This is a genomic window from Micromonospora fluostatini, from assembly GCF_050410825.1.
Classification (GTDB): Bacteria; Actinomycetota; Actinomycetes; order Mycobacteriales; family Micromonosporaceae; genus Micromonospora; species Micromonospora rosaria.
Window position 1 is genome coordinate 1,904,007 of sequence record NZ_CP191251.1, and the last position, 17,394, is coordinate 1,921,400.

The 17,394-nt window shown below is 75.7% G+C and carries 16 protein-coding genes and 1 tRNA gene; 11 read left to right on the top strand and 6 right to left on the bottom strand.

Annotated elements, in window-relative coordinates; translation table 11 throughout:
* Positions 1–9: 9 nt before the first annotated feature.
* The 3 genes from ACQUFX_RS07990 (at position 10) to ACQUFX_RS08000 (ending at position 3,735) form a co-directional block, all read left to right on the top strand.
* A complete protein-coding gene (locus tag ACQUFX_RS07990; RefSeq protein ID WP_428965388.1) occupies positions 10–1,248 on the top strand; it encodes a glycosyltransferase family 4 protein in 1,239 nt (412 codons plus the stop codon).
* Between the two features lie 93 nt (positions 1,249–1,341).
* Positions 1,342–3,129, top strand: a complete 1,788-nt coding sequence (locus ACQUFX_RS07995) for a DUF4012 domain-containing protein (RefSeq protein ID WP_428965389.1) — start codon at positions 1,342–1,344, stop codon at positions 3,127–3,129.
* A gap of 12 nt (positions 3,130–3,141) precedes the next feature.
* Entirely contained in the window at positions 3,142–3,735 is a 594-nt protein-coding gene (locus ACQUFX_RS08000) for a hypothetical protein (protein ID WP_428965390.1), read from the top strand.
* Between the two features lie 174 nt (positions 3,736–3,909).
* On the opposite strand, the gene ACQUFX_RS08005 is transcribed toward ACQUFX_RS08000, so the two are convergent.
* The 5 genes from ACQUFX_RS08005 to ACQUFX_RS08025 all read right to left on the bottom strand — a co-directional run bounded on the left by ACQUFX_RS08005 (position 3,910) and on the right by ACQUFX_RS08025 (position 7,327).
* Complete coding sequence (locus tag ACQUFX_RS08005; RefSeq protein ID WP_428965391.1) at positions 3,910–5,367, bottom strand: MFS transporter; 1,458 nt, start codon at positions 5,365–5,367, stop codon at positions 3,910–3,912.
* Positions 5,343–5,579 (bottom strand): hypothetical protein, encoded by a 237-nt coding sequence (locus ACQUFX_RS08010; RefSeq protein ID WP_428965392.1) that lies wholly within the window; start codon positions 5,577–5,579, stop codon positions 5,343–5,345. The genes ACQUFX_RS08005 and ACQUFX_RS08010 overlap by 25 nt, the downstream gene beginning before the upstream one ends.
* Before the next feature lie 235 nt (positions 5,580–5,814).
* Positions 5,815–6,477, bottom strand: a complete 663-nt coding sequence (locus tag ACQUFX_RS08015; RefSeq protein ID WP_428966895.1) for a nucleotidyl transferase AbiEii/AbiGii toxin family protein — start codon at positions 6,475–6,477, stop codon at positions 5,815–5,817.
* A gap of 50 nt (positions 6,478–6,527) precedes the next feature.
* A complete protein-coding gene (locus ACQUFX_RS08020) occupies positions 6,528–6,890 on the bottom strand; it encodes a hypothetical protein (RefSeq protein ID WP_428965393.1) in 363 nt (120 codons plus the stop codon).
* Positions 6,891–6,991: 101 nt separating this feature from the next.
* A complete protein-coding gene (locus ACQUFX_RS08025) occupies positions 6,992–7,327 on the bottom strand; it encodes a hypothetical protein (RefSeq protein ID WP_396890354.1) in 336 nt (111 codons plus the stop codon).
* A gap of 158 nt (positions 7,328–7,485) precedes the next feature.
* Here ACQUFX_RS08025 and fdh point away from each other — a divergent pair, with 158 nt between their 5' ends.
* From fdh to ACQUFX_RS08065, 8 genes are all read left to right on the top strand, one after another.
* Entirely contained in the window at positions 7,486–10,767 is a 3,282-nt protein-coding gene (fdh, locus tag ACQUFX_RS08030) for a formate dehydrogenase (protein WP_428965394.1), read from the top strand.
* Positions 10,757–11,803, top strand: coding sequence for a 4Fe-4S dicluster domain-containing protein (locus tag ACQUFX_RS08035; RefSeq protein ID WP_428966896.1), 1,047 nt, complete (start codon positions 10,757–10,759; stop codon positions 11,801–11,803). The genes fdh and ACQUFX_RS08035 overlap by 11 nt, the downstream gene beginning before the upstream one ends.
* Positions 11,800–12,945 carry an NrfD/PsrC family molybdoenzyme membrane anchor subunit gene (gene nrfD, locus ACQUFX_RS08040; RefSeq protein ID WP_428965395.1) on the top strand — a complete coding sequence of 382 codons (1,146 nt, stop codon included), beginning with the start codon at positions 11,800–11,802 and terminating at the stop codon, positions 12,943–12,945. The genes ACQUFX_RS08035 and nrfD overlap by 4 nt, the downstream gene beginning before the upstream one ends.
* Before the next feature lie 65 nt (positions 12,946–13,010).
* Positions 13,011–13,106, top strand: a tRNA-Sec gene (locus tag ACQUFX_RS08045).
* Between the two features lie 45 nt (positions 13,107–13,151).
* Positions 13,152–14,444, top strand: coding sequence for an L-seryl-tRNA(Sec) selenium transferase (gene selA / locus ACQUFX_RS08050; RefSeq protein WP_428965396.1), 1,293 nt, complete (start codon positions 13,152–13,154; stop codon positions 14,442–14,444).
* A 1-nt stretch (position 14,445) separates the two neighbouring features.
* Entirely contained in the window at positions 14,446–16,200 is a 1,755-nt protein-coding gene (gene selB, locus ACQUFX_RS08055) for a selenocysteine-specific translation elongation factor (protein WP_428965397.1), read from the top strand.
* 75 nt (positions 16,201–16,275) lie between these two features.
* Positions 16,276–16,473, top strand: a complete 198-nt coding sequence (locus ACQUFX_RS08060) for a hypothetical protein (protein ID WP_428965398.1) — start codon at positions 16,276–16,278, stop codon at positions 16,471–16,473.
* Between the two features lie 75 nt (positions 16,474–16,548).
* The gene (locus ACQUFX_RS08065) at positions 16,549–16,725 is read left to right on the top strand and encodes a hypothetical protein (RefSeq protein WP_428965399.1); all 177 of its coding nucleotides are present in this window, start codon (positions 16,549–16,551) and stop codon (positions 16,723–16,725) included.
* A gap of 10 nt (positions 16,726–16,735) precedes the next feature.
* Here the strand turns inward: ACQUFX_RS08065 and ACQUFX_RS08070 are convergent, their stop codons facing one another.
* A complete protein-coding gene (locus ACQUFX_RS08070; protein ID WP_428965400.1) occupies positions 16,736–17,383 on the bottom strand; it encodes an HhH-GDP family DNA glycosylase in 648 nt (215 codons plus the stop codon).
* Positions 17,384–17,394: the final 11 nt, after the last annotated feature.

The window sequence follows — 17,394 nt, forward strand, 5'->3', positions numbered from 1 at the left end:
GGTGGCCCGGTGAGGATCGGCGTGCTGTCGTACCACTTCCCGCCGGAGCCCGCGTTCGTCCCCGGCAGCCTCGCCGAGGAACTGGCCGCGCGGGGCCACGAGGTACGGGTGCTGACCGGCTTCCCCGACTACCCGGGCGGCCACGTGTACCCGGGCTGGCGGCAGCGCTGGCACCACGAGACGCGCGGCGAACGGCTGACCGTGCGCCGGGTGCCCCGGTTCACCGGCGACGGCGCCGGCCCCCGGGGTCGGCTGGCCGCCCAGCTCTCCTTCGCCGCCAGCGCCGCCGCGGCCGGTCGGGGTTTCCTGCGCGGGGTCGACGCGCTCTACGTGTGCCACCGCCCGGCGGGCGCGTTCGCCGCCGCCGCCCTCGGGCGGGTGCTGCCCGGGGTGCCGACCGTCCTGCACGTTCAGGACGTCTGGCCGGGGGAGGAGGTCGACGGCGGCCGGTGGGCGCACCGGATCGCGGCGGCCAGCCGGTCGGCGTACCGGTCGGCCGACCGGATCGCGGTGAGCGCCCCCTCGATGCGCGACCTGGTGGTCGCCGCCGGTGCGCCCGCCGACCGGGTCCGGCTGGTGCTCAACTGGACCGACGAGCGGCTGTTCCGGCCGGTCACCCCGGGTGCCCAGGCGCGCCGGCTGGTCGGCGGCGCGGGCCGGTGCGTGGTGATGCACGCCGGCACCATGGGCGCGCAGCAGGGGCTGGAGACGGCGGTGCGGGCGGCGGCGGCGCTGGAGCACACGATGCACCTGGTCCTGGTCGGCTCCGGCGCGCAGGAACTCCGGCTGCGGGCGTTCACCGCCGACCTGGGCCTGCGCAACGTCCGCTTCGTGCCGCGCCGCTCGGCGTTGGACATGCCCGAGCTGTACGCCGCCGCGGACTACCAGTTGGTGACGGCGCGGGACCTGCCCGAGCTGCGGGGCACCGTGCCGGCGAAGGTGCAGGCGGCCCTGGCCTGCGCGGCGCCGGTGGTCGCCGCGGCCGGGGGCGACACCGCCGAGCTGGTCGAGCGGGTGCGGGCCGGGCTCTCCTGCCCCCCGGAGGACTGGGCGGCGCTGGCGGACCGGCTCTGGCTGGCCGCGGCCATCCCGGCCGCCGCCCGGCTGGAGATGGGCCGCCGGGGGCGGGACGCCTACCTGCGGGAGATGTCGCTGCGGGCCGGTGTGGACCGGATCGAACGGCTGCTGCACGAGGCGATCGACGCCCGGACCGAAAAAAGGCCACCAAACGCCGCGTACGGCGCGTAATTGGCGATAAGCGTCCAGGGTGCCTCCTCGGGCGTGTTAGGAAGTTCCTGAGAGAAATGGCAGCTTGTGTCCGTTTTCGGATCGGAGGGTGGCGTGGCGGAGAGTCCGGCCCCGAGTCGTCGGCGATCCCGCCGTCGCCGGCGGGCACGGCGGCGTCAGGCGCTGCTGGGCGCCCTCGTGGCGCTCTCCCTGCTGCTGCTCGGCACCGGCTGGGTGGGGGTGCGGGGCTGGCAGGCCCGCGCCCACCTGCTCACCGCCGCCGACCTCGCCCAGGACCTGAGCGCCCAGTTGCGGGCCGGGGACACCGGACGCGCCCAGCGGACCCTCGCGGCCCTGCAGGAGCAGACCGGCCAGGCCCGGACCGCGACCGGGGACCCGGCCTGGTGGCTGGCCGGTCACGTGCCGTACGGCGGGGACGACCTCGCCGCGGTCCGCCGGATCGCGGTGGTGATCGACGACCTGGCCCGGCACGCCTTCCCGCCCCTGCTCCAGGTGGACCTCACCGCGCTGCTGCCCACCGGCGGCACCCTCGACCTGATCGGGCTGCGTGCGGCCACCGGGCGGCTGGCGGCCGGCGACGACGCGATCCAACGCAACCGGACGGTGCTGGCGAGCCTGCCCGCCGACGGTCTGCTGCCCCCGGTCCAGGCCGCGCTGACCCGGCTCCGCGACGAGGTGGACGGCCTGGCCCGGCTGACCGCCGTGGCCCGGGAGGGCGCCCGGGTGCTGCCCCCGCTGCTGGGCGCCGACGGTCCCCGGACGTACCTGCTCGCCTCGCAGAACCTGGCCGAGCTGCGGGCCACCGGCGGGATGCTGGGCGCGTACGCGCTGATCCGGGCCGAGGACGGCCGGGTGCGGATCGTCGGGCAGGGCAGCGCCTCCACCGAGTTGCGGCGCTTCGACCCGCCGGTGAAGGTGCTCACCGCCGAGATGCGCCAGCTCTACGCGGACCTGCCCGGGATCTTCCCGGCCGACGTGAACCTCACCCCGCACTTCCCCACGGCGGCGCGGCTGTTCCGCGAGATGGTCCGGCGGCGGACCGGGACCACCGTGGACGGCGTCCTCGCGGTGGACCCGGTCGCGCTCTCCTACCTGCTGACCGCCACCGGCCCGGTGGCGGTGCCGGGCGGCCCGAAGCTCAGCGCGGAAACCGCCGTACGGACCCTGCTCTCGGACGCCTACCTGCGCCTCGACGACTCCGCGCAGGACACGTACTTCGCCTCGGCGGCGGCGGTGGTCTTCGACGCGCTGTTCGGGCCGGACGTCAGTCTTCCGGGTGTTTTGTCGGCTATCAGCCGTTCTGTTGACGAACGCCGGATATTGTTCTGGAGTGCCCGCGCGGAGGAGCAGCAGGTGCTCACCACGAGCCGGCTGGCGGGAGTGCTACCGGAACAGGAGGACGAACCGACCGTCGGCGTGTTCCTCAACGACGGCACCGGCGCGAAGCTGGGCTACTACCTGAAACCGTCGGCGCACCTCACGGTCGGCGAGTGCCGCCCCGACGGCCGGCGCCAGCTCCGGCTGCGACTCTCCCTGCACTCCTCGGCACCGCGCACCGGGCTCACCCCCTCGGTGCTCGGGCCGGGCCGCAACGTCCCGCCCTACACCGTCCGCACGCTGGTCAACGTCTTCAGTCCGGCGGGTGGCACGGTGCTGGGTGGACGGCTCGACGGCCGGCCGGTGTCCCTCGGCAGCGGTGTCGAACGCCGCCGTCAGGTGGTCACCGCGACCGTCGAGCTGGGTCCGGGCACGTCCCGGACCCTCGAGGTCGACCTGCTCACCGCGGTCGGCACCGCGGTCGGCGCCGCCGACCTCTGGCACACCCCCACCGCCACCCCGTGGACCACCCAGATAGATCCCGCACCAGCCTGTAACCAGTAGGAGGGAACCATCATGCGGCTCAACCGCATCATCATGGCGCTCACGATCGGTCTGGCCGTGGCGGCCGTGCCGACCGTGGCGGCCGCGGCCCAGCCGCAGCCCGCGCCCACCGTCACCACACCACCCGCCGACTACCCGCCGCAGCCCCCGGCGCTGACGGTCAACCCGACCACGGTGAACGTGGGCGAGACCGCCCAACTCTCCGGCTTCGGCTTCCTGGCCGGCGAGACCGTCCGGATCGGGATCACCGTCAACCCGGTCCTCCCGTCGCTCACCGTGGTGGCCGGCGGCGACGGCCGGTTCACCGTGTCGTACCGGCCGGAGCTGGAAGGCACGTACACGTTCACCGCGACGGGTCTGGAGTCCGGCCGGACCGCCTCAACGACGCTGCGGGTCCTGCCCAAGCCGCAGCCCTCGCCCAGCAAGAGCAAGGACCCGGGGCACGGTGACAAGCCTCCGCACAAGGGCGGCTGGCTGCCGGTCACCGGCGACGACGCCGGGACGCCGCTGAAGGTCGGCGGCGCGCTGGTCGGCGTCGGCGCGGTCCTGATGCTGCTGACCCTGGCCTGGCGGCGCAACCGCCTCGGCGCCGGGTCGGGCAACTGACGGTACGGCGGCACCGGGCAGCGCCCGGCGTGGCAGCGGGCGGCGTCCGCCGGAACCCTCCGGCGGGCGCCGCCCCGTGTCGTCGACCGGTCCCACCGCGACCGACGGTGAACCGCCAGTGGCGCATCACGCCCCTGACGCCGGCAGCGGCGACCGGGACGTGGCGGCGTGCGGTCAGCGGTGCCGCCGGCCCGGCCGGGCGCGTCCCCGTCCGATGTCGACCAGAGCGGCCACCAGCGCCACCGCGATGATCCCGGCGGCCAGCAGCATCGAGTGCCGGAAGGCGAGCGACCAGTCGCCCCGGGTGCCGAGGGTGGCGAAGAAGAGCGCGCCGACCGCGGCGATGCCGGTCGCGGAGCCGATCCGCTGCCCGGTCTGCAACATGCCCGCGCCGCTGCCGGCCAGCGGCACCGGGACCTCGGCGAGGGTGAGCGTCTGGTTCGGCGCGATCACCAGCCCGCTGCCGAGGCCGGCGAGCAGCAGCGGCGCCGCGAGCAGCAGCGGCACCGGCGCGCCGGCGCCGACCCGCAGCACGAGGACCACCGCGACCAGCCCCACCACCACCGCGCCGAGGCCGAGCGCCACCAGGGGCCGGCCGAAGCGGTTGACGATCCGCCCGCCGAGGGCGGAGGTCGCCGCCGAGCCCAGGGCGAACGGGGTGATGGTCACCCCGGCGACGAGGGCGCTGTAGCCGAGCCCGTCCTGCAGGTAGAGGGTGACGATGAAGAAGATCGCGGTGAAGCCGCCGAAGTAGACCAGCGCGATCACCGCCCCGAGCAGGTACGAGCGGGTCTGGAACAGGCGCAGGTCGAACAGGGGTTCCCGGCGGCGGGCGTACCGTCGTTCCCAGAGCCCGAAGGCGACCAGGGTCGCCAGGCCGAACGGAAGGAGCAGCCACCGCCAGGGGCCGTGCCACTGCTCCCGCTGGACCAGGGGGAGCAGCAGGGCGACCACCCCGACGCCGAGCAGCGCGACGCCGACCGGGTCCAGCCCGCGCCGGTCGGCGTGCGCGGTCGACGGGCGGGCCGGCAGCAGCCGCCAGCCCAGCAGCACCGCGACGATGCCGACCGGCACGTTGACGAAGAACACCCAGCGCCAGCCGTGCTCGGTGCCGCCTAGGTGGATCAGCAGGCCGCCGAGGAGCGGGCCGACCGCGGTGGAGATGCCGATGGTGGCACCGAGCAGACCGAACGGCCGGGCCCGGTCCGGCCCCCGGAAGAGTTCCTGGATCAGCCCGGCCACCTGCGGGTTGACCACTCCGGCGGCGGCGCCCTGCACCAGCCGGGCCAGGACCAGCCACTCGGGGGAGCGGGCCAGCCCGGCCAGCGCGCTGGTCAGGGTGAACAGCGCCACCCCGGCGACGAAGGCGGTCCGTCGGCCGCGCAGGTCACCGAAGCGGCCGGCCGGGACCAGGACCAGGCCGAAGGTGAGCGCGTACCCGGAGAGCACCCACTGCAGGTCGCTCGGGGTGGCCCGCAGCGCCCGGTCGATCGAGGGAATGGCGACGTTGACGATGCTGATGTCGAGCAGCGTCATGAACGCGGCGACCAGGCCGACGCCGAGCGCCGGCCAGCGTCGCGGATCGGCGGTGTCGCGGGCGGGGGCGGTCACGCCATCTGGCGGGCACACCACCGGGGGCCGAAGTCCAGCCCCGCCATCGGGGAGTCCTCCCGGTGCAGCAGGTTCTTCTCGGTGAGCGACCGCAGCGGCGGGTGCACCTGCTCCTCGCCCATGCCGGCCTCCTCGGCGATCAGGTCGGGGTAGGGCACCTGGCCGCGCGCCTCCAGCGCGCCGACCGCCTCGTACACCCGCATCTCGACGTCCGAGAGCTGCACCTCCCGCATGACCGTCCTCCTTCGCATCCGCCGCCCGACGGGCGGTCCGCGTCGCGCGGGTACCCCGTGCTGTGGCGAAGATGCACGTCAACGGGGGTGTCGACCGGTGGCGGGGCCGGCATGGTCCCGCCCCGCCACCGGGCCACGCGGATCCGAGTATTCACCCAGGATCCTAGGATGGCTTAGCGGGTGTGCGCCCCCACGCCCAGCCGCCCCGCACCCCAGCAACGGGAAGCCGGAACGGTCAGCGGGGCCAGGCGGCGAGCCGGTCGCGGAGCTGGGCCACCTGTGCGGAGTCCAGCCCGTACCGGGCGAAACGGCGGTCGGGCAGCCGGTCGAGGTACCGGCCGGCCGCCCGGATGTCCGCCGGGTCCAGGGCGGGGTCGAGCTGCCGGGCCAAATCGAGCAGGTCGGCCACGGGGTAGTGGTCCAGGGCGGCGGCGACGTCGATGTAGTCGCGGACCTCCCGCCGGTTGACCAGCGCGGCGGTCTTGTTGGCGATCAGGTCCCGTAGGTCCATCACCGGGCCGAGGTCCATCACCACCGGGCTGCGGTGCCGGTCGAGCCGGGCCAGGCTGAGCCGGATCTGCCGGCCGTCGCGCCCGACCACGAAGTCCTTCATGTCCCGGTCGAAGCCGGCGAACAGGTCGGCCAGGTCGCTGTCCGGGTCGGCGTCGAGCACCTCGAACCCGGCCCGTTCCAGGGCGGCCCGGACCTCGGTGGCGGCGGCGACCGCCGCCCCCTCCACGTCGGCGACCAGGTCCACGTCCTCGGTGGGCCGGGTGACCATGCCGTGGGCCGCCCAGGCGACCCCACCGCCGAGGACGAACCGGTGCGGGCCGGCGGCGGTGAGCGCCACCCGGGCCACCTCCCGGTAGAACGCATGCAGATGATCTGCGCTGTGCAGGTGACCGCTGCTGCCCAGGTGACCGGCGTTGTCGTCTAGGTGGCCGGCGCTCACGCGGCGCGTAGCCCCCGGTGGCGGGCCTCCCACGCCTGGCGTACCCCGCGCGGCAGGTTCAGCAGCGGCCAGACCCGGCGCAGGGTCCGGCCGTCGATCAGCGTGCGCAGGTCGTCGGCGCGGGTGCTCTCCCGCAGCACGTTCTCGTACATCCAGAGGAGCTGGTCGGGGTCGGCGAGGTCGAAGGTGCGGTCGCTGCTCCACATCAACCGCACCGGCAGTTCCACCACGCCGCGCCGGGGGCCGGCCAGCTCGGTGAGGGTGCGGGTGACCACGGCGGGGCGGCCCGGCCGGGCCAGGAAGGCCACGCCGCCGAGGCGGAGGTGACCGAGGTCGGCGGTCGCGGAGGCACCCTGCATGGTGTCAGGGTAACGCCGGTACCCGGTCCCGGCGTCCACCCCGCCCGGCCGCGCCGGGCCCCGGGGCCGCTCCGACCGCCCCGCCGCCCGCCGCCACCGGGTCAGCGCCGGGGCGGGTGTGGCCCCGGGCGGCCCCGGCGGCGGTCCCGCGCGGTGCGGCTCAGTGCCGAGCTCAGCAGGAACCACCAGAGCAGCGCGATCGGCAGCAGCGGCGGGCCGGGCCCGCCCAGCACCGGGGCGGTGAGCAGCAGCGCCGCGCTGCCCAGCGCGCCGCCGGTGACGGTGCCGCGCCAGGGCGGGGACAGCCGCCGGCCGGCGGCCAGGCCGACCCCGGCGACGCCCGCCCCGAGCGCGCCCAGCAGGACCGGTGCCAGGAGGTCCCGGCCCGGCGCGTCCGGCCGGGCGGCGTCCAGCAGCAGTCCCGCCAGCACCGACACGCCCCCGCATTGCCAGCCGGGGTGGCCGCAAACCCCGGTGCCGTGGGTGGTCGCCGGGGTACGCCGTTCGGCGGGTGTGCCGCGGACGGGTCGCGGGCGGCCTCGGGGTGATCTATGGTCGAGGGGTCGGAGTCGACGGTACGGAAGGGGGCGCCCGGATGGGGCTGCGGACCTTCCTCGCCGGCTGGCCGGTCTACCGGCAGCTCACCGGCACCGATCCGCTGGGCCGGGGCGCGGCGGCGCAGTCGACGCGGTCGGCGGAGCTGGCCCCACGCACCGGGGCCGCCGACCGGGTGGCCCGCTCGGTCTGCCCGTACTGCGCGGTGGGCTGCGGGCAGCGGGTGTTCGTCTCCGACGGTCGGGTCACCCAGATCGAGGGCGACCCGGACAGCCCGATCTCCCGGGGGCGGCTCTGCCCGAAGGGCGCGGCCAGCCGCAGCCTGGTCACCAGTCCGTTGCGGCAGACGAAGGTCCGGTACCGGCGGCCGTACGGCACGCAGTGGGAGGATCTCGACCTCGACGTCGCCCTGGACATGATCGCCGACCGGGTGCTCGCCACCCGGGAGCGGACCTGGGAGGACACCGACCGTTCGGGCCGGCCGCTGAACCGGACGCTGGGCATCTCCAGTCTCGGTGGGGCGACGCTGGACAACGAGGAGAACTACCTCATCAAGAAGTTGTTCACCGCGCTCGGGGCGTTGCAGATCGAGAACCAGGCCCGGATTTGACACTCCGCCACCGTCCCCGGTCTGGGGGCTTCCTTCGGTCGCGGTGGCGCGACGGACTTCCAACAGGACCTGGTCAACGCTGACGTCATCGTCATCCAGGGTTCCAACATGGCCGAGGCGCACCCGGTGGGGTTCCAGTGGGTGATGGAGGCCCGGCGGCGGGGCGCCACGGTGTTCCACGTCGATCCCCGGTTCACCCGTACCAGCGCGGCGGTCGACGAGTACCTGCCGATCCGGGCGGGCACGGACATCGCGTTGCTCGGTGGGGTGGTGCGCCACATCCTGGAGAACGAGCTGGACTTCCGGGAGTACGTGCTGGCGTACACGAACGCGGCGACGATCATCGGTGACGGGTACGTCGACGCGGAGGACGGCGACGGGGTGTTCTCCGGCTTCGACCCGGCGACGCACACGTACCGGCAGGACACCTGGCAGTACGCGGGGCAGGAGGGCGTCCCGAGTGGCGGGTCCACCGCGAAGGAGCGGGACTCGGCGGCCGGGTTGGAGCACGAGTCGCACGGTCCGGGGGTTTCCGGGCCGTCCGAGCGGGACGAGACGTTGCGGCATCCGCGCTGTGTGTACCAGATCCTCAAGCGGCACTTCGCCCGTTACACGCCGGAGATGGTGGAGCGGGTGTGTGGCATCCCGCAGGAGCAGTTCCTGCGGTTGGCGCGGGCGTGGACGGAGAACTCCGGCCGGGAACGCACCGGGGCGCTGGTGTACTCGGTGGGGTGGACGCAGCACAGCGTGGGGGTGCAGTACATCCGGACCGGGGCGATCATCCAGACGCTGCTGGGGAACATGGGTCGGCCCGGTGGCGGGATCATGGCGTTGCGGGGGCACGCCAGCATCCAGGGGTCGACGGACATCCCGACGTTGTTCAACCTGTTGCCGGGGTACCTGCCGATGCCGCACGCGGTCGACCATCCGACCTTCGACGACTGGGTGCACAGCATCGTCAAGCCCGGGCAGAAGGGGTTCTGGGGGGAGGCCCGGTCGTACGCGGCGAGCCTGTTGACGGCGTACTGGGGGGACGCGGCGACGCCGGAGAACGACTTCGGGTACGGGTACCTGCCCCGGATGACCGGTGACCACGGCACGTACCAGCAGGTGTTGAACATGATCGACGGGAAGGTGCAGGGGTACTTCCTGCTCGGTCAGAACCCGGCGGTCGGGTCGGCGCACGGGCGGGCCCAGCGGCTGGGTATGGCCAACCTGGACTGGCTGGTGGTGCGGGACCTGTTCGAGATCGAGTCGGCGACGTTCTGGCGGGACGGTCCGGAGGTGGCGACGGGGGAGATCGTGCCCACCGAGTGCCGGACGGAGGTGTTCTTCCTGCCGGCGGCGTCGCACGTGGAGAAGGAGGGCACCTTCACCCAGACGCAGCGGCTGTTGCAGTGGCGGGAGAAGGCCGTGGAGCCGCCCGGTGACGCCCGTTCCGAGCTGTGGTTCTTCTACCACCTGGGGCGGGTGCTGCGGGCGAAGCTGGCCGGGTCGCCGCATCCGCGCGACCGGGCGCTGCTGGATCTGACCTGGGACTATCCGACGCACGGTCCGCATGCCGAGCCGAGCGCCGAGGCGGTGCTGCGGGAGATCAACGGGTACGAGGTGGCGACCGGCCGGCCGCTGTCGTCGTTCACCGAGGCCCGTGCCGACGGGTCGACGGCGGTCGGGTGCTGGATCTACACGGGGGTGTACGCCGACGGGGTGAACCAGGCGGCCCGGCGTCGGCCGGGGCAGGAGCAGGACTGGGTGGCCGCCGAGTGGGGGTGGGCGTGGCCGGCGAACCGGCGGATGCTGTACAACCGGGCCTCGGCGGATCCGGAGGGCCGGCCGTGGAGCGAGCGCAAGCGGTACGTGTGGTGGGACGCCGGGCGGGGCGAGTGGACGGGGCACGACGTGCCGGACTTCGAGCGGACCAAGCCGCCGTCGTACCGGCCGCCGGAGGGCGCGGCGGGGGTGGCCGGGTTGTCCGGGACCGATCCGTTCGTCATGCAGGCCGACGGGAAGGCGTGGTTGTACGCGCCCAGGGGGGTGCTCGACGGGCCGTTGCCGACACACTACGAGCCGGCCGAGTCGCCGTTGCGCAACCCGTTGTACGGTCAGCAGGCCAACCCGACCCGGAAGGTGTACGACCATCCGGTGAACTCGGTCAACCCGAGCCCGCCGCAGCCGCACAGCGGGGTGTTCCCGTACGTGTTCACGGTCAGTCGGCTCACCGAGCACCACACGGCCGGGGGGATGAGCCGGACGGTGCGGCCGTTGGCGGAGTTGCAGCCGGAGATGTTCGTGGAGGTGTCCCCGGAGTTGGCCGCCGAGGTGGGGGTGGCGCATCTGGGGTGGGCGCACCTGGTCAGCGCCCGTTCGGTGATCGAGGCGCGGGTGCTGGTGACCGACCGGATGGCGCCGTTGCGGATCGAGGGGCGGGTGATCCACCAGGTGTGGCTGCCGTACCACTTCGGCCCGGCCGGGTTGGTCACCGGGGACTCGGCGAACGACCTGTTCGGCATCACCCTGGATCCGAACGTGTTGATCCAAGAGAGCAAGGTGGGCACCTGTGACGTGCGGCCGGGTCGCCGGCCCCGGGGTCCGGCCCTGCTCGACCTGGTCGCCGGGTACCGGCGGCGGGCCGGTCTCGACCCGCCGCACCCGCCGCCGCTGTTGACCACCGCAGTGGTGCCCGCCGAGGGGGAGGACCGTGCTGACACCTGACCCGAACAGCCTCTTCGGGCCGTTGGATCCGGCGCCGGAGGCCGGGTGGACCGACGCGCCGCCCCGGATGGGGTTCTTCACCGACACCAGCGTCTGCATCGGCTGCAAGGCGTGCGAGGTGGCCTGCAAGGAGTGGAACGACGTGCCCGCCTCCGGGTGGGACCTGCTCGGCATGTCGTACGACAACACGGGGGCGTTGACGGCGAACTCGTGGCGGCACGTGGCCTTCGTGGAGCAGTCCCGCCCGGCCGGGCACCGGGCCGCCCCGTTCGGGGCCGCGCCGACCGGTGGGCCGGTGAGCGCCGGGTCGGCGGCGGTGGCCGCCGGCACCACGACCGACACGGGTACGACGCCGGGGTTGCCGCCGGGCGCGTCGGGGGCCGCCGCGCGGATGGCCGCCGGGCCGGAGTTCCTGGGGATGCCGGGGGCGCAGCCGCCGGGGCGGGACACCGGCGTGGCCGGTCGCACCGAGTTCCGGTGGCTGATGATGTCGGACGTGTGCAAGCACTGCACCCACGCCGCGTGTCTGGACGTCTGTCCCACCGGGTCGTTGTTCCGTACCGAGTTCGGCACGGTGGTGGTGCAGGAGGACATCTGCAACGGCTGCGGGTACTGCATCTCCGCCTGCCCGTACGGGGTGATCGACCAGCGTCGGGAGGACGGCCGGGCGTGGAAGTGCACGCTCTGCTACGACCGGCTCGGCGCGGGTCTGACCCCGGCCTGCGCGCAGGCCTGTCCGACGGAGTCCATCCAGTACGGCCGGGTCGACGAGTTGCGGGAGCGGGCGGCGCGGCGGGTGGCGGTGCTGCACGAGCGGGGGGTGCCGGAGGCCCGCCTGTACGGCCACGACCCGACCGACGGGGTCGGTGGCGACGGCGCGTTCTTCCTGCTGCTCGACGAGCCGGAGGTGTACGGGTTGCCGCCGGATCCGGTGGTGACCACCCGGGACCTGCCCCGGATGTGGCGGCGGGCGGGGCTGGCGGCGCTGGCCATGGCGGCGGCGGCGGTCGCCGCGTTCGTCGGGGGTGCGTCGTGAGCCGGCCGGTCCGGGTGGGGGAGCGGTTCCGGCGGTTCCTGCTGCGCCGCACCGGGGGCGGCGCTGCCGTGGCGGGCGGGGTGGATGCCGGCGCCGCCGGGCGGGGCGGGCCGGCGCCGGTGGGTGGTCCGGGCCGCGATCCGCGCGCTGCCGGCGGGCGGGGCCGGCGGGGTGGTCGGCGCGGTGGGGGTGAGCGGCTGGCGGTGCCGCCGGCCGAGTTCACCTCCTACTACGGCCGGCCGATCCTCAAGGCGCCGGTGTGGCGGTGGGACATCGCGGCGTACCTGTTCACCGGCGGGCTGGCCGCCGGGTCGTCGTTGCTGGCCGCGGGCGGGCAGCTCACCGGCCGGCCGGTGCTGCGGCGTGCCGGCCGGGTCACCGCCCTGGCGGCGGTCGGCGCGAGCACGTTCTTCCTGGTCCACGACCTGGGTCGGCCGGCCCGGTTCCACCACATGCTGCGGGTGGCGAAGCTGACCTCGCCGATGTCGGTGGGCACCTGGATCCTCACGGTGTTCGGGCCGGCGGCCGGGGTCGCCGCCGTCGCCGAGGCCGGGCCGTGGCTGCCGGAGCGGGGCGTGCTCGGGGTGGGCCGCCGGCTGCTGGCCCCGGCCGGGTCGGCGGCCGGGTTGGTCGCCGCGGCCACCGCACCGGCGCTGGCCACGTACACGGGGGTGCTGCTGGCGGACACGGCGGTGCCGGCGTGGCACGAGGCGTACCCGGACCTGCCGGTGCTCTTCGCGGGCAGCGCCCTGGCCAGTGGCGCGGGGGTGGGGTTGCTGGCCGCGCCGCCGGCGCAGAGCGGGCCGGCGCGGCGGATGGCGGTGGCCGGCGCGGCCCTGGAGCTGTACGGGGCGCACCGGGTGGAGACCCGCCTCGGTCTGCTCAGCGAGCCCTACCGGACCGGGACGGCGGGGCGGTTACTGCGGGTGGGGCGGGCATTGACCGTCGCCGGGGTGGCCGGCGTGGTGCTGGGTGGCCGGCACCGGGTGGTCGCCGGGCTCTCCGGTGCGGCGTTGCTGGCGGCGTCGCTGGCCACCCGGTTCGGGGTCTTCCACGGCGGTGTCGCCTCCGCCCGGGATCCGAAGTACACGGTGCTGCCGCAGCGGGAGCGGCTGGCCCGTCGGGCGGCCGGGGCGGACTGAAGCGGCGTCGACCGGTTTCGCACCTGGCCGCGCGTGCGGGGCCGGGCTGTGGTTCACTGCTGCCTGGAGGCGTTCAGGCGGCTGGTGCCCCTCCCGGTCTTCAACACCGGTGTGGTCCGGGATCCGGGCCAGGCGGGTTCGATTCCCGTCCGTCTCCGCCACGGGCCGTCGGCTCGCCGGCACCGGACGACCGAAAGTGGAACGGGATGGGCGACCTGCGGCGGCGGGTGCCGGGCACCGACACGCTGCTGGCCGAGCCCCGTCTGGCCGCCGCCGTGGCGACGGTGGGCCGGGACCGGGTCAAGGTCGCGATCGGCCGGGCGCAGGACCGGGCCCGGCGGGGTGAGATCCCTCCGGAGCGGGTCGCCGAGGCGGCGGTGGCCGCGTTGCCGTCCCCGGCTCCCCGCGCGGTGCTCAACGCCACCGGTGTCGTGCTGCACACGAACCTGGGGCGGGCGCCGCTGGGCGCGCCGGCCGTCGCGGCGGTGGTCGCCGCCGCCGGGCACACCGACGTCGAGCTGGATCTGGGTACCGGCCGGCGGGCCCGTCGGGGCCGTGACGCCCTCGACGCGCTCGCCGCCGCCGTCCCCGACGCCGGTGCGGTGCACGTGGTCAACAACGGCGCGGCGGCGTTGGTGCTGGCCGCGACCGCCCTGGCCGCCGGTGGGGAGATCGTGGTCAGCCGGGGCGAGCTGGTGGAGATCGGCGACGGGTTCCGGCTGCCGGACCTGTTGGCCAGCACCGGGGCCCGGCTGCGCGAGGTGGGCACCACCAACCGCAGCACCCTGGCCGACTACGCCGCGGCGATCGGGCCGCGCACCGGTTTCGTGCTCAAGGTCCACCCGTCGAACTTCGTGGTGACCGGCTTCACCCGGGCGGTGCCGGTGCGGGAGTTGGCCACCCTCGGAGTCCCGGTGGTCGCCGACATCGGTTCGGGGTTGTTGGCGGCCGACCCGCTGCTGCCCGACGAGCCGGACGCGGCGAGCACCCTGCGTGCCGGGGCGGCCCTGGTCACCGCCAGCGGCGACAAGCTCCTCGGTGGCCCGCAGGCCGGGCTGCTGCTGGGCGGGGTCGACCTGGTGGAGCGGCTGCGCCGGCATCCGCTCGCGCGGGCGCTGCGGGTGGACAAGTTGACCCTGGCGGCCCTCGCGGCGACCCTCGGCGCTCCGGTCACCCCGGTGCACGCCGCCCTGCACGCCGACCCGTCGGCGCTGCGGGACCGGGTGGAGGGGCTGCGGGTCGCCCTGCACGTGGCCGGCTGCCACGCCGAGACGGTGTCCAGCGTGGCCGTGGTCGGTGGCGGCGGCGCCCCGGGGGTGGAGCTGCCGTCGTGGGCGTTGAGCCTGCCGCAGCGGTACGCCCGGCCGCTGCGGACCGGTCGGCCGCCGGTGTTGGGCCGGGTGGTGCGGGGCCGGCTCCTGCTGGACCTGCGGTGCGTCCCGGTCGAGGCCGACCCGGTGGTGCGCGACGCGGTGCTGGCCGTGCCGGCCGGCGACTGACATGTGGGTGGTGGCGACCGCCGGGCACGTGGACCACGGCAAGTCCACGTTGGTCCGGGCGGTGACCGGGATGGAACCGGACCGGTGGGCCGAGGAACGCCGCCGGGGCATGACCATCGACCTGGGGTTCGCCTGGACGACGTTGCCCTCCGGCGGCACGGTGGCCTTCGTCGACGTCCCGGGGCACGAGCGGTTCGTGCCGAACATGCTCGCCGGGGTCGGTCCGGTGCCGGCCGCGGTGGTGGTGGTCGCCGCGGACGGGGGGTGGATGCCGCAGTCGGCGGAGCACCTGGCCGCGCTGCACGCCCTCGGCGTGTCGCACGGGCTGCTGGTGGTGACCCGCGCGGACCTGGCCGACCCGGGGCCGGCGCTGCGGCGGGCCCGCGCGGAACTCGCCGCCACCGGTCTCGGCGCGGTGGAGGCGGTCGCGGTCAGCGCGGTGACCGGGGCGGGGCTGCCCGAGCTGCGGGCGGCGCTGGACCGGCTGGGTGCCCGGCTGCCGCCGCCGGTGGTGGACGCCCCGGTGCGGCTGTGGGTGGACCGGTCGTTCACGGTGCGGGGCAGCGGCACGGTGGTCACCGGCACCCTGGGCGCGGGTCGGCTGCGGGTCGGGGACACCCTGGCGCTGGCCGACGGCGGGGAGCCGGTGCGGGTGCGGGGGTTGCACGCGCTCGGGGTGGCCCGGGACGAGGTGACGGCGGTGGCGCGGGTGGCGGTGAACCTGCGCGGGGTGTCCCGGGAGCGGCTGGCCCGGGGTGCCGCGTTGCTGACGCCCGGCCGGTTCCACCGCACCGACCTGGTCGACGTGCGGGTGGCCGGGGATCCGGTGGCCGACCTGCCGGCGTCGGTGATGCTGCACGTCGGCGCGGCGGCGGTGCCCGCCCGGGTCCGGCCGTTGGGGGTGGACACCGCCCGGTTGCGGCTGGCCCGTGCGCTGCCGCTGCTGGTCGGGGACCGGGCGGTGCTACGCGACCCGGGTCGCCGGCACGTGGCCGGCGGGGTGCGGGTGCTCGACGTGGACCCGCCGCCGCTGGCCCGCCGGGGTGCGGCGGCGGCCCGCACGGTGGTCCTGACCGGGTTGGACGGGCGGCCGGACCTGGCCGGTGAGCTGCGCCGCCGGGGCCTGGTCCGGGTCGCGGCGCTGACCCGGATGGGGGTGGACCCGGCCGGCGTCCGCCCGGTGGCCGCCGACTGGCTGGCCGACCCGGGGCACTGGCGGCGGCTGCGCAGCGCCCTGGCGGCCGAGGTGACCCGTTACGTCCGGGAGCATCCGCTGGAGCCGGGGGCGCCGGTGGAGGTGTTGCGGCAGCGCCTGGACCTGCCCGACCGGGTGTTGGTGGAGGCGCTGGTCGCGGCGCCGTTGCGGCTGGCCGCCGGCCGGGTCGGGGTGGCCGGTGCCGCCGTGTTGCCCGAGCCGGTGGCGCGGGCGGTGGCCCGGCTGCGGGCCGACCTGGTCGACCGGCCGTTCCGGGCGCCGGAGGCCGAGCGCCTGACCGAGTTGGGGCTCGGCCCCCGGGAGATCGCCGCGGCGGTCCGGGCCGGGGCGTTGCTGCGGCTGGCCGGGTCGGTGGTGCTGCTGCCGGGGGCGGTGGACGAGGCGGCGCGGGTGCTGGCCGCCCTGCCGCAGCCGTTCACGCTCAGCGCGGCCCGGCAGGCGCTGGACACCACCCGCCGGGTGGCGGTGCCCCTGCTGGAGGTGTTGGACGGGCGGGGGGTGACCCGCCGGCACCCCGACGACACCCGTTCCGTCGGTTGACCGGCCCCCGCGCCGGCCGGCGGGTGTTCGGCGGCACCGCCGGTCGGGGGCGGGCCGCTGTCCTAGGGTGGGGGCGTGGACCCTTCGGCGGTCTGGCGGGACCGCAACCACCGGTGGCGCATCGAGGCGTACCGGGCGCCGGACCTGCGGTTCGCCGTCTTCGCCACGAACGGCACCACCGAGTCGGCGCCGTTGTGGCTGTTCGGGATGCCGGCGTTGGCCCGGTGGCTGATGAGCCACGCGATCTCCCTGGACGACCTGGAGACCGACTGATCGGCGGCACCCGGACGGGGGACCGTCCGGGCAACAGGGGGCAGAGCGTCACGGTCGCCGCGTACCGTCCGGCTGGTGAACGACCGAGGATGGCGGACCTTCTTCGCGGTGCTCGCCGGGGTCGCGGTGATCTACTTCGGCACCACCGGGCGGGAGCCGGGGGAGGACGGCGGGGTCTCCGGGGGGCTGATCGTGCTCGCCCTGCTCGCCGCCGCCCTGGTGTGGCACCTGACCCGGCCGGCGGCGAAGTGAGCCCGGCCGGTCAGCGGGCGGTGGCGACGACCTCCCGGGCGCGGTCGCCGTCGAGGGTCACCCGCACCAGCGCCGAGGCGAACCGGCCGAAGTCGGCCCCGCCGACGAGGTCGGCCAGGCGTGCCGTCGAGGTGGGCAGGCCGAGGCGCCGCGCTCCGGCCAGCGCCCGCCGGTCGGCGTAGGGGCGCACGTCCGGCCAGACCGTCTGCGCCTCCCGGAGGAAGATGTCGGCGCCGGTGGGGCCGATGCCGGGGAACGCGGTGAGCAGCCGGCGCAGCGTGCCCGGGTCGCCGTCGGCGTCGTGGTGCAGTCGCCGCAGGTCGCCGCGCCACCGGTCGAGGCAGAGCTGGGCGCCGGTGCCGAGCATGGTGGCGGTGCGTTCGTCGTAGCGGCGGTAGTGGCCCCGGCCGAGCGCGTCGACCCGGTCCTGCCAGCTCGCCGCGGCCATCGCGGCCGGGGTGCGGTAGCCGGCGGCGAAGAGTTCCCGGGCGGCGGCGAGGGCCACCCCGGCGCGGATCCGGGTGCTCAGCAGCGTGGTGAGCACGAGGAGCTGGTACAGCGGGCCCGGCCGGTCGGCCAGCCGGATGCCCGCCTCGTCGGCGTAGGTGCGGCCCTGCCGGTGCAGCAGGGCCCGCACCGTGGTGCGGTCGTCGGCCATGCCCGGGGGTA

Excerpts from the sequence above, each read along its gene's own strand:
- ACQUFX_RS08000 (WP_428965390.1), top strand. The coding sequence starts at position 3,142 with ATGCGGCTCAACCGCATCATCATGGCGCTCACGATCGGTCTGGCCGTG.
- ACQUFX_RS08010 (WP_428965392.1), bottom strand. The coding sequence starts at position 5,579 with ATGCGGGAGGTGCAGCTCTCGGACGTCGAGATGCGGGTGTACGAGGCG.
- selA (WP_428965396.1), top strand. The coding sequence starts at position 13,152 with ATGGGCGACCTGCGGCGGCGGGTGCCGGGCACCGACACGCTGCTGGCC.
- ACQUFX_RS08070 (WP_428965400.1), bottom strand. The coding sequence starts at position 17,383 with ATGGCCGACGACCGCACCACGGTGCGGGCCCTGCTGCACCGGCAGGGC.
- selB (WP_428965397.1), top strand. The coding sequence starts at position 14,446 with ATGTGGGTGGTGGCGACCGCCGGGCACGTGGACCACGGCAAGTCCACG.
- ACQUFX_RS08020 (WP_428965393.1), bottom strand. The coding sequence starts at position 6,890 with ATGCAGGGTGCCTCCGCGACCGCCGACCTCGGTCACCTCCGCCTCGGC.